Here is an 11757-nt window from a genome sequence, read left to right on the forward strand (position 1 = left end):
CCGGACGAGCGCCTTGCAGAAATCGCCCGGCGGACGGAAAGTTTCCTTTATGCTGTTTCCGTCACGGGAACGACCGGTGCCCGGACATCACACGGAAGCAATGTCAACACGTACTTGCAGAACTTGAAGCAGATGATCGACATACCGGTTCTGGCCGGTTTCGGCGTGTCTACACCAAAACAGGCTCACGAACTGGGCTCCAGCTGCGACGGTGTAGTTATCGGGAGCAAAATCGTGGATTTATTTCATAGAGGTAAAACGAACGATATCAAACAGCTGATTCAAAAAAGCATTTAGTCTGCTATCGCTTGCCGGCATTTGTTCGGCAAGCGGCAGCAATTATTTCCCTTGTTTTTTCTTAGCCTTTTCATATTCTTCCTTCGTGATCTCACCTTTTTCATAACGCTGTTTCATAATCTCCAGTGAACTTTGCCGCCGGTTGCTTTTTCCCGCATTAAACCGGTAGAGGATAATCACGATCATAACCAAAACAATAATGCCCAAACCTAACCTGATATAGCCTTCAACCGTCATGAGATCACCTCCACAAATACGTTTCCCTGTTCTTAGGAATTTAAGCACAGAAAATTTCCAGTCAAATCCATTGCACAAATAAAAAAATTATATTATGATTTTCAATGGACTTAAAAGTTGCATCTGACATGCTGGTGTAGCACAATCGGTAGTGCACATCACTCGTAATGATGAGGTTGGAGGTTCAAGTCCTCTCACCAGCACCATTTTGGAGGAGTACCCAAGCCCGGCTGAAGGGGACGCACTCGAAATGCGTTAGGGGTTAACGCCCGCGTGGGTTCGAATCCCACCTCCTCCGTTTGTATATACTGATTGAAAACTGTCGCTCAGTGCGGCAGTTTAATTTTATCACTAAAGGAAATGCTTAAAACAAAGTGTTTCGCCAAAGCCAAGGGGGCAAGACCATGAGGGAATACACCGATTTAAACACACTGGCCCAGGTTGATGATTTCATTGCCAATCATTCACTGTTACTCATCTTCATTTCCCGGACCGGCTGCAGTATCTGTCACGGCTTGCTGCCACAGGTCCAGGAACTTCTTGATAACTACCCGGAAATACAAATGGGACATGTCAATGCGGATCATCTGGAAGCAATTGCCGGACGTTTTTCAATTTTCGCCGTACCGGTTGTCCTCCTGTTTGTCGATGGCAAAGAATATTTGCGCGAAGCCCGTATCGTCCATATGGATTTGTTCAAGGAAAAATTAAGCAAAATATATGAAGGCTATCTGAAGTAGACAAACAACCAGTGCCAAAACCGGCGGGACATCCAGCCGGGAAGGTACCCGTACGACTCGCTGCCTTTTTAAAGCTCTCCCCTGTCCTTTCTTCCGCTAAACCACCAAAGATAGATATCTGTCACTCATATACCTCTCATAGGATAATAGTCTATCACCAACACATCTTTTTCCCAAATTCATAGACAGTCATACAATCAAAAATCGTCATGCGCCATAGGATAAACTAAAGCTTAAGGAAAGCAGGTGATATGAATATGACCAAAAAATCATCCAAAAATAATTTTGTCCCCGAGAAAGTTGTCAAAGTCATGGTTGACGAGGTATTCCGCAAAAATAATGTCAAACCTGCGGAAATCAAAAACAATATATCGAACGAACAGCGACAAATGCTGAAGGAAATGGTTGAAGACCTGAAAACACAAGTGGAACAATTTAATCAAGGAGAGAAAAATACGACAAAAACAGATAAATAAGAGTCTATTAAAGAAAACACCTATTTCATAGGTGTTTTCTTTAATTTTGCCAAAAAACGAGAATCTAGTGTATGTGTACAATCTGATTAGTAGGAATATCCATAGAGTAATATTAACAAAAGAAAGGAGTGTTAATATGAGATCAAATAAAGGACACGATACCATGAACCCATTTGGCTACAAAAGCAAATACTTTTACCTTAGAGATAAACGCAAACACGGCCACCAGCATTGCTGTCAGAATTGCGGAACTACCGACTGTGCACGTGACTGCAACCAATGCGACAGATGCAGGGATAAATATAAGCAACATGACCATAAAGATAAACACCAACACGGTCATCAACACTGTCAGGAATGCGGAGCCGCTGACTGTGTACGTGACTCCAACAAATGTGACAGGTGCAAGGATAAGCATGAACACGACAAGAAGCATGACCGTTTTGAAATGATCGAGGTTGATCCCGACGCAAACGTTTCACAAGCGGACGGTCAATATTCCTTTATGGATCAGGAATCAGCAGAAATGATCTGGGTGAAAGAGTCCTGTGATATCACGGTTGATTCAAGGGACACACAAATTGGGGTTTCGCTTCAGGCAAGTCTGCAGTTGGCAATAGCCCTTGTGCTGAATATTGCCATTGCTGATTCAAACAGAAGCAATGCCATATCCCAGGACCTTATGCAATCGTTTAATGCCGATCAAATCAATAAACAAAAAATCTTCATCTACAATACGAAAGACGCTACTGTAACGACACGAGACACAGATCTGGCCATCAATATTCAAGTTCTGCTGCAACTGCTGGTAACGCTCGTTGTCATGGTTGATGTTTTATAAAAATTTATGGAAGGGGTGGAAACTAAATGAGTTATATGACCAAAACAAAATGGCGTGCATTGGATCATTGTGATGACCATACAAGTAACCAAAACGATGCGGCAGCAACACAAAATGCGGATCAGGCTACAGCCAATCAGCAAGTATCAGATGAATGGATTATCATCAAAGACTCCGAGAACATTGATGTCACAACGACCGACAGACAGGCGGCTGTCTCTCTGCAACTTGGTATTGAAGCAGCTATTGCAGCCGTCATTAGAATTGCTATCGGTGACGGTGCACAATCAGAAGGTTTCACACAGGATCTCAGACAAATGACCAATACAAGACAGGGTAACCACCAAAAAACAATTGTCGAACAATCAAGAGATATTGAAATTACCACAACCGATACAGATGTAGCTGTTAATATTCAGTTGTTATTCCAGATCTTAGCCGCCATTGTTGCTGCCCTAGATATTCTTTAATTGAGTTAAGCAGCATTCCGGGGAAACGCCCTAAACCAAACAATCCATTAGCTCTTACCATCACTCCCCTCCCCGGTAAACCCTGTCTCTTATTAGTTTAGAGACTGTTTAAAATTTGTTATGAAAGGAATGATAAATTGTGGCTAATCTGACAAATCGCCAACGAGGTTTATTGCGTCTTGGTAATCAATTAACCAGAAACTTATTTGATACGAATGCCGGTTTGAATCACAATGTGTCAGTTGATTTACCGGGCATTGATTTCGATGCCGGGTTCAGTGCAGATTTCGGTACCGATAATGGAACAGGTGCACCCGCTGACCCCACAGCACCTGAAACACTGAGAGATGTATTACTGGAATTACAAAATGAGCAAGTGACAATTACCACTGCTTTTGGCCCTGTAACAGGTACAGTCATTTCAGTGCAGAATGACTATGTTGTACTGGTTGAAACCGGCGGGGCACAAGTCCTTGTCCCTATGGAAAGTATTGAATTGGTCAGTGAATAATAAGGAGGGATTCTGATGTTCCAAGATACGTTTGCAGCAGAACTGGCCACACGTACTGGTTCGAGGGTTGAAGTAGCGACTGATACCAATTTAATAGAAGGTATTCTCTCTACCGTTACCGCAAACTTGGTTCTTGTTGTCGAGGTTGACGGTGGTTATGGGGAAAATATCACACAATACCTGTCAATAAATGCTATCAACTTCGTCCGTTTTCCTGCTGCGGCAGCTTAATATGTTACGTGCGAATACCCTGGCCCATTGGGCTGGGGTATTTTCCTTTAAACAAATCTAACGCCCATTGTTCTCTTTACCTGTTAAGTGATTTTAAAAAGTCATACCAGCTGTCAAGGTTTTGTTTCGTAATGCTATCCTTATGTTCCCTCACATTATATACGGTAAAATCCCGATATTGAAACCGGTAATGGCCGATTAATCGGTTTAGAACACTGACATCTTCATAAAGCCTGCCATCCGCAAAATCAATAACCGGAAAGCCGCCTGCCTTTTTGAGCGAGGAAGTGCGGTAAACTCTCGGTCCAAGCGGAAAGCGGTAGGATAAGAGAGCCTTCCTTCCTTTGATGGCGTTTCCTTTGGCAATTCCTTTAAATAGAACATCATCTTTCAATTGCTTCCATTTTCTGAGATTACCGTACAAAACCGCCATCCCACCTGACAGACCCGACAGCTGATTTTTAATGACGGAAACCGCATCAGGATCCAGCCAGTCATCCGCATCAAGTTCCAATATAAAATCAGACGTCACGTATGGCAGTAATGTGTTTAAGGCTCTTGCCTTACCTCCATTCTTTTTGCTGAACACCTGCACCCGCGAATCATCACCATAACGTCGAAGCAGCTGCCACGTATGATCCGTTGATCCATCATCCATGATCAGTAACTGTTCGGCCTGTTCATTTTGCAGCAGGCATGAGCTGACAGCCGTTTGGACATACGCTTCCATATTGTAAGCTGACAAGATAATCGAAAGGCTGGGGTGACCGGCGTTCGTTTTTTTTAGCTGGTATTTTTCGATAAACTTTTGCTTTTCGATTGTATTTTTCGCGTTATTTTTCCTGGCGTCCTTGACTAAACCTTCCTTAAAGCTCTTCGCGAAATTTTCCACCCGGGAAAGCCAGGCAGGAAACAATGCCTCTTTGAATGGCAGCTCGGAAGATGATAACAATGGGTGCTGTTTTAGAAGTGACGTGCGAACGAGTAGTGGCTGCCGGATTGTCATGTCCTGGTTATGTTTAAAAGTTCCCAAAACAGACTGATTCCCGGATAGCTGAAACGAATGAGGTGTTATTTTAGATGAAAGATAATCATTGCCGCTCAGCCATAAAACATACGGTGTATCGATCGAATGGATCGTTTTCTGCAGTAGGTCCCCTTCGTCCTGATTCTGAACTAGGATCGTTCGAATCCGGTCAGACCAGTCAATATCAGTTACACGTTGGAAGGCACCCTTTGTTTGCTGAAAAACGATAACCGATTTCAGTCTGGAACGAAGCGGATTTAAGGACATAAACGCTTTATGCAGTGTTACCTGATCAGCATAACCAATAAGAATGGCAGTTATATCATTCAATGACACCCCTCCGATCATGTGTCAAAGCTTGCACGATGCAAAACCCCAAGTACATATATATGACCGGAAATAAATACTTATGTTTTTCTATATTTTCATCAATACCGCCATTCCCGGAGAAACATGTCATTTGTCTAGTATACTATAAGATATGCAAATCTCTTGGTAGAAATGCCGATTCAGTTTGCTATACTAAACATACGATATAGTAATCGATACAAGTCTTGTTGAGAGCCCACACCCATGAATTTTACCCTTTGAAAGCCGGCTGATCACCGGCTTTCCTACATTTAATATCATACCGGTTCAAAACCACCATGCAAACCTTCCCGATTAAAGAATAAAACGCCTGCTCCTAATACAGAAGCAGGCTTTTTTTATCTGATCTGAATATCAAATATATGCAATGAACCATGTTGGTCAACAGGCTTCTCACTCGTCACCTTCCCATTGTATAACGTTTCACCTGACGTTGTATCAATAACAACTATATTTTGGCCCATTTTCTGTCCAGGAATTGACGTAAGCAGGTACATTCTGTCATTTGTTACATGAAACAGCGGCGGTGACTGTTCCTGCGTTTCCCCATCACCTTGTGCAGGAAGGTCAATTTCAGCTGTCATTTCATCCGTTTCAATATTATACTGCAGAATTTGATCCCCGGTACTTAAATAAAGATGTTCATTGTGAGAAAGAAGCACATCCCTCCCCGAAAAATCCAATTGTTGCTTTTCTCCAGTCTCCAAGTTATATACGATATATCCTTGCTCATTCTGATTGGCCGGGCTATTTTCCCTGAAAATGATATAGTCACTTGGTGCTGTCTGATCTGATTCACGTACCTTCATAAAATCACTCATAGCGTTTTCTTCATTTTCACCGGTCATTGCAATTCTTTCATCGCCGGTTATTTCCTGTTTCGTTATATCGAAATGATACAAATGGAGTACATTCTCGCCATTTCTGGAAAAATTACGCGTGATAACCCTCAATGTGTTATCTGCCATTTGTACATCTTCAACGTACACCTGGTGATACATTGCCCTGTTTGGTACTGGCGCTTTGAATGCTGTTGTTTCACCATTTTCTTTATCCAGAACGGCAATATCAAATTCCATTTCACTGCCCGAAGTGCGTACTGACTGATTGTTTACATCTGCATATGCCAGTGTTTCCTCTGTTTCCAGGTAAGAAGTCAAGCTCCCGGCTTTTCCGCGCATAAAGCTGCGGTATTCCTCCTGCAGTCGCTTGACCTCACTGCTGTACATCCCCTGAAGACGCTCGAAAAACGATTGTTTATTGAAATACTCGGAATCCTCAGGTTTCACGTCAACAGCGACATGCATTCCGGTTCCAGTATTATAACTGCCATTCAGAATGACCGATTCGATTACTTCCTCATCACCACTTATATTTTCGATACTGAATTCCGGATAACCGCCTGCCGCTAAGGATGACTGTATATAAAATGTCCCGACAGTCAAAACAACAACCGTTACAATCGATATTAATCGCCAATATCGTTTCATTCGATAACTCCTTTCATACCGTAATTTTTTTCGTTAATAAATAATGACCCATCCAAATCGACATGAATGTCACGATCAATCCTAATGCAACTTCAAGACCGAGCATTTCAAGCGGATAAAAGTAATTGCGATTCAGGAAAAGTTCGGATAAAACAGGCAAGGCAAAAATGATGACTGATAAAGTAACATACCCTATACCCAGCAATAGTCCTTTCCACCTGAAACTGCGCTCGAATAAAATAGCCGTAAACAGAACGGATACCGCCATAAATCCGGCACCATAATAGAGGATAAACTCAACAAAGGTTTGTGGGACGAGAATGGATAAGTAATTCCAGTTGACAATCTGGCCAAGTGTCATATCCGATCTAAAATCCACCGGCACCATCCACTTGAAAACCCTATTTTCCAGTGGCAGGATGATAAGCTGTATGGATACAAGTCCCAACACCATCAACACAATCGATGCTGCTTTGGCAAGATAAACATTCAGCCGTGCTGTCGGCAGCATTAGCAGCCGATAGATGAATGTATTTTTACCGAACCAGTCACGATACCAAATCATAAAAATATAGAAAATCAACGCTGCTGCACAAATCGCAATCGGCCCCATAAACCATAGACTCCGGGTAAAATCCATAAATGACATGACACCATTTTGCTCAACAAATTGAGCCATCGATAGCCCATCTTCATTGATTGCCTGGTTGGCTTTACCTATATATTCATTAGCCTTCACGATCACGCCTGCAACCTGTACGACGACCGTCATGGCAACCAACACAAGATAGATTTTCATAAACCGGCTTAATTCAAAGTTGACAAGTTTCATGAAACGATTCATGGCTGATACACCTCCCGCATGACATCCACGACTGATTTGCCTTCTGTTTCCCTGACTTCTTCACTGTTAAATTGCTTTAAAACTTTCCCATCATCGAGAAGAACGGCTTTATCAATCAAGTGTTCAATATCATTGATTTCATGGGTCGTAATAATCACACCACGGTCTTCAACCAAGTGGCTCGTGAAAACTTCTGCAATCTGTTCCCGGCTGAAAATGTCAATGCCGGAAAAGGGCTCATCCATCAGCAAATAGTCAACATCGAGTGCTAGTCCTAGCAGTAAGTTAACTTTTGCCCGATTTCCTTTTGACAGGTTATTGATTTTCTCACTTTGCTTCAATTTGAAGAATTTGAGTAATTCCGTTGCGCGCTCCTGGTTCCAGCTATCATAAAAATCGGCCATGAACTGCATCGCCTCAGCTATCGTCATGTTCGGCTGCATAATGATGGCATCCGGAATGAACGTGATTTTTTCATAGCTGTGCTTACTGATCGTTTCGCCATTGATCAAAATTTGCCCGCCATTAAGCGGTGTCAGGTTCATGATCGCATTCATAATCGTTGTTTTGCCGACCCCGTTTATCCCGATAATACAGGTGATTTCACCCTTTTCGGCGGTGAACGACACGCCTTTAAGCACTTTTTTTCTGCCAAATTTTTTCTGAATATCATTTACCTCAATCATGTCTAAGCCTCCTATCCAGCGCTTTCGTTTTCATATTTCTCTTTCACAAGATCCAGCACTTCCTCAACCGGAACATCGATCGAACGGACCGAACGGACAAAATCATCGACCGCTTCCATAATCAATTCCTCTCTCACCGATTTGAGGATGTTCTCATCCTTCGTAATCCTGCTCGGCAAATTCCGCTCCGTATAAATCAAACCCGCTTCCTCCATTTCTTTATAAGCCCGCTGTGCAGTATTTGGATTGATTTTTAACCGGTTGGCAAGCTCCCGCCGTGACGGGATTTCCTGACCCGGCTCATAGACCCCGGTTGCGATTAGTTCTTTAAAATGTCGGATAACTTGCACATAAACCGGATCCCGTTTATTAAAATTCACCTTCATAAGCACATCTCCCACTCAGTTGACATGGATGTAAGTGTATTAAATGATTAATACACCAAAACCAAAAAAAATGTGTATTAAGTGTGTAATACATTCTATGTGGTGTATTATATTATTAATACACTTGGAAGTCAACAACAATCTGAAAACTTACCATTAGAAATAAACAAACATGTGATTTTTTGCCGGTCATAAACGTTAAAGCTGTTATGGGACAAGGGGTCTGACCCCTTGTCCCGACACATCTAACCTGTATATGATAAAATAGATGTTATATGAACTTTAACGATTGGAAGGATGATCATCATGACGGATAATATAAAACTTACCTCTTTATCATCAAAAGGCGGCTGCGGCTGCAAAATCGGCCCGGCCGACCTGGAAAATGTACTTCGTTCACTCCCCCAGCAAACCGTCCCGAACCCGAATTTGCTTGTCGGATTGGATACCAGTGATGATGCGGGTGTCTATAAATTAACTGATGATCTCGCACTTGTGCAGACCGTCGATTTTTTCACACCGATTGTCGATGATCCATATGCATTTGGTCAGGTCGCTGCCGCCAATGCCATCAGTGACGTTTATGCGATGGGCGGAACACCAATCACAGCTTTAAATATCGTTGCGTTTCCCATTTCCACCTTGGATGAAAGCATTCTTGCAAACATCCTGCGTGGTGCCGGTGATAAATTGGAAGAAGCCGGTGTATCGCTTGTCGGCGGTCATTCAATCGATGACCAGGAACCAAAGTTCGGACTGGCCGTAACAGGAACGGTTCACCCCAATCATATCAAGACAAATACGGGTGCTAAACCAGGGGACAAACTGATTTTGACAAAACCGATCGGCGTCGGCATTATGAGCAGTTCACTGAAAAAAGGACTGCTTGAGCAAGATGAAATTGACCGGGTAACACAAGTTATGACAACATTGAATAAAACAGCTTCCGAAACGATGAGCGATTTTAAAGTGAACGCCAGCACCGACGTTACCGGATTCGGGCTGCTCGGTCATGCATCAGAAATCGCGACAGGCAGCCATGTGGAAATACGGATTGATTCAAAAGCGGTTCCAGTATTACCGCGCGTAAAAGAACTCGCTGAAGGAGGCGTCATCCCGGGCGGTACCAAGAATAACTTTAACCACATCAACGATATCGTAACTTTCCCCGAAAGTTTTGATCAGCTGGACAAATATATTTTATGCGATGCGGTGACATCAGGCGGACTGCTTATGTCGGTGGACAGCAACGATGCCGATACCCTTCTTAATACACTGCAGCAAAAAGGTGTCGAGGCGCAGATTATAGGTCACGTAAGAGATGGCCATAATGGACATATCACAGTCGACTAATTAGAAAGTGATGATTATATGTTTCACGATATAACCTTAGAAGATTTATTGAAAAAACAGCATAACGAAAAACATACCATTATCGATGTTCGTTCACCAAAAGAATATCATGAAACGACCATTCCAGGCAGTATCAATATACCGGTATTCACAGACGACGAACGTGCAGAAGTCGGTACGCTTTATAAACAGGTCGGCAAAGAAGCGGCCAAGGAACGCGGGCTGGAAATCATGTCGGCTAAACTGCCTGAATTCATCGCTAAGTTCCAGGAGATTGATACACCGAAAACCGTTTTCTGCTGGCGCGGCGGTATGCGCAGTAAAACCGCTGCAACAGTTGTGGATTTGATGGGCATTGATGTCAACCGGCTCCAAGGCGGGGTGCGTGCTTACCGGCAGTGGGTTGTGAGCGAACTGGAGAAAGCCGAATTTCCGCCTGATATCGTTGTTTTGAACGGCAATACCGGGACAGGTAAAACGAAGCTTCTGCATCAGCTCGCTGAAAAAGGTTATCCGATGATCGACCTCGAGGGAATGGCTGGGCACAGGGGATCCATTTTCGGCCATATCGGAGTTGAACCCAATATCCAGAAAGAATTTGAATCACAGCTGGTACAAGCAATGCACAAATTCCGGGATGCACCGTTTGTCTTGATGGAAGGTGAAAGCAAGCGGATCGGCAAGGTCACCATCCCCGAGTTTTTGTATGATAAAAAAGAACAAAGCACACAGCTGTTTATTGGGTTACCGATGGAACAGCGCGTCCGGAACATTTTGGATGACTACCAGCCGTGGAATAATCCCGACAAATTCATCGAAGCTTACGGACGCATCCAGAAACGCATCCATACGCCAATTGCAAAACAGATAGACTCAGACCTGAAAAAGGAAAACTATCAACAGGCAATCGAGCTGCTGCTGACTTATTACTATGATCCAAGATATGAGCATATGGCCGCAAAATACGCGGAAGAAAAAATCAAAACAATCAAGGCAGGCGATATGGAAGATGCTTTGATGCAGATTGAACACGAACTCGCGGAATTGTATCCACAAAGCGTAAAGTCTCTATAAGTGACGTGAATTGAAATATGGTATTCATCTTCTGTTCATATACAGGAAATACACTGATGGACGATGAATCACATTTATTCTTAGCAAAGGGGGAGTTGATTTGGGGAATTATAGTAAGGTTTTACTCAGGTTTTCTGCTATTTTCGCTTTGATTGGTGCCTTTCTGGGTTCACACATGGCAGGCGCCGGCAGCCTGGCATTCAAGACGGTGCACGCCCATATTCTGGTTGTCGGCTGGCTGACATTATTCGCATGGGCTGTTTATTACAAAATTTTCACCCCCGCCAGAACTATCATCGCCACATTGCATGTCTGGTCTGCGATTGTTGGGGCAATCGGCCTGACCGCCGGCATGTGGCTTTATTATGTACGTCCATTTGATCTTGCTGATGGATTTGTGACCGTCTTCTTTATTGTGGGTGGCTCGATTTTGCTATTAAGCTTTGCGCTTTTTGCCGTGCTGACATTTATGAGGACAGAGGATGGCAAATAAACCCAGGCTAATGTATGATTAAAATAACGAGACTGGGACAAAACAAAAATGACCAACACTAAAGGTGAACAATAAGTTGCCTTAGCGGAGTAAATATACGGAGACTCCTGCGGGATGAGAGGCATAGGTGAGACCCCGCAGTGCGGCAGCAATCTTTTCTGCGAGGAGCGTATACCTCACAGAGATAGCTTGCAACGCGACGAGCACGAGGAGGCTCACCAGCCGCCCGCGG

General features: G+C 43.4%; 16 protein-coding genes and 2 tRNA genes. 12 read left to right on the forward strand and 6 right to left on the reverse strand.

The features are described from left to right. Positions 1-297 (forward strand): tryptophan synthase subunit alpha (locus VK080_RS10955; protein ID WP_324224808.1); only part of this gene is annotated, 297 nt, incomplete at its 5' end. A 42-nt stretch (positions 298-339) separates the two neighbouring features. Here VK080_RS10955 and VK080_RS10960 read toward each other — a convergent pair. After that, entirely contained in the window at positions 340-534 is a 195-nt protein-coding gene (locus tag VK080_RS10960) for an SHOCT domain-containing protein (RefSeq protein WP_324224809.1), read from the reverse strand. A gap of 130 nt (positions 535-664) precedes the next feature. On the opposite strand from VK080_RS10960, the gene VK080_RS10965 reads away from it, so the two are divergent. From VK080_RS10965 to VK080_RS11000, 8 genes are all read left to right on the forward strand, one after another. Next, positions 665-740: transfer RNA gene (locus VK080_RS10965), tRNA-Thr, on the forward strand. A 4-nt stretch (positions 741-744) separates the two neighbouring features. Continuing rightward, positions 745-832 (forward strand) — tRNA-Ser (locus tag VK080_RS10970). Positions 833-938: 106 nt separating this feature from the next. Next, positions 939-1274, forward strand: a complete 336-nt coding sequence (locus VK080_RS10975) for a thioredoxin family protein (RefSeq protein WP_324224810.1) — start codon at positions 939-941, stop codon at positions 1272-1274. A 257-nt stretch (positions 1275-1531) separates the two neighbouring features. Beyond that, on the forward strand, positions 1532-1750 hold the full coding sequence (locus tag VK080_RS10980; protein ID WP_324224811.1) for a spore coat protein: 219 nt from the start codon (positions 1532-1534) through the stop codon (positions 1748-1750). A 136-nt stretch (positions 1751-1886) separates the two neighbouring features. After that, on the forward strand, positions 1887-2591 hold the full coding sequence (locus VK080_RS10985) for a spore coat protein (RefSeq protein ID WP_324224812.1): 705 nt from the start codon (positions 1887-1889) through the stop codon (positions 2589-2591). A 26-nt stretch (positions 2592-2617) separates the two neighbouring features. Next, positions 2618-3061 (forward strand): spore coat protein, encoded by a 444-nt coding sequence (locus tag VK080_RS10990; protein ID WP_324224813.1) that lies wholly within the window; start codon positions 2618-2620, stop codon positions 3059-3061. 139 nt (positions 3062-3200) lie between these two features. Then, positions 3201-3572, forward strand: coding sequence for a DUF2642 domain-containing protein (locus tag VK080_RS10995; protein ID WP_324224814.1), 372 nt, complete (start codon positions 3201-3203; stop codon positions 3570-3572). Between the two features lie 15 nt (positions 3573-3587). After that, positions 3588-3803: a hypothetical protein gene (locus VK080_RS11000; RefSeq protein WP_324224815.1), complete on the forward strand. Its 216-nt coding sequence runs from the start codon at positions 3588-3590 to the stop codon at positions 3801-3803. 76 nt (positions 3804-3879) lie between these two features. Here VK080_RS11000 and VK080_RS11005 read toward each other — a convergent pair whose 3' ends face one another. The 5 genes from VK080_RS11005 to VK080_RS11025 all read right to left on the reverse strand — a co-directional run bounded on the left by VK080_RS11005 (position 3880) and on the right by VK080_RS11025 (position 8605). After that, positions 3880-5160: a glycosyltransferase family 2 protein gene (locus VK080_RS11005; protein WP_324224816.1), complete on the reverse strand. Its 1281-nt coding sequence runs from the start codon at positions 5158-5160 to the stop codon at positions 3880-3882. Positions 5161-5537: 377 nt separating this feature from the next. Beyond that, on the reverse strand, positions 5538-6689 hold the full coding sequence (locus VK080_RS11010; protein ID WP_324224817.1) for a hypothetical protein: 1152 nt from the start codon (positions 6687-6689) through the stop codon (positions 5538-5540). Between the two features lie 13 nt (positions 6690-6702). Continuing rightward, positions 6703-7533 carry a hypothetical protein gene (locus VK080_RS11015; protein WP_324224818.1) on the reverse strand — a complete coding sequence of 277 codons (831 nt, stop codon included), beginning with the start codon at positions 7531-7533 and terminating at the stop codon, positions 6703-6705. Continuing rightward, entirely contained in the window at positions 7530-8219 is a 690-nt protein-coding gene (locus VK080_RS11020; RefSeq protein WP_324224819.1) for an ABC transporter ATP-binding protein, read from the reverse strand. Before VK080_RS11020 ends, VK080_RS11015 begins: the two co-directional genes overlap by 4 nt. A gap of 11 nt (positions 8220-8230) precedes the next feature. Next, on the reverse strand, positions 8231-8605 hold the full coding sequence (locus VK080_RS11025) for a GntR family transcriptional regulator (protein WP_324224820.1): 375 nt from the start codon (positions 8603-8605) through the stop codon (positions 8231-8233). 306 nt (positions 8606-8911) lie between these two features. Here VK080_RS11025 and selD point away from each other — a divergent pair, with 306 nt between their 5' ends. The 3 genes from selD to VK080_RS11040 all read left to right on the forward strand — a co-directional run bounded on the left by selD (position 8912) and on the right by VK080_RS11040 (position 11525). Next, entirely contained in the window at positions 8912-9958 is a 1047-nt protein-coding gene (gene selD / locus VK080_RS11030; RefSeq protein ID WP_324224821.1) for a selenide, water dikinase SelD, read from the forward strand. 18 nt (positions 9959-9976) lie between these two features. Continuing rightward, positions 9977-11032 (forward strand): tRNA 2-selenouridine(34) synthase MnmH, encoded by a 1056-nt coding sequence (mnmH, locus tag VK080_RS11035; RefSeq protein WP_324224822.1) that lies wholly within the window; start codon positions 9977-9979, stop codon positions 11030-11032. Between the two features lie 100 nt (positions 11033-11132). Continuing rightward, entirely contained in the window at positions 11133-11525 is a 393-nt protein-coding gene (locus tag VK080_RS11040) for a hypothetical protein (RefSeq protein ID WP_324224823.1), read from the forward strand. Positions 11526-11757 lie beyond the last annotated feature (232 nt).

The sequence above is a fragment of the Lentibacillus sp. genome, assembly GCF_035301925.1.
Taxonomy (GTDB): Bacteria; Bacillota; Bacilli; order Bacillales; family Amphibacillaceae; genus Lentibacillus.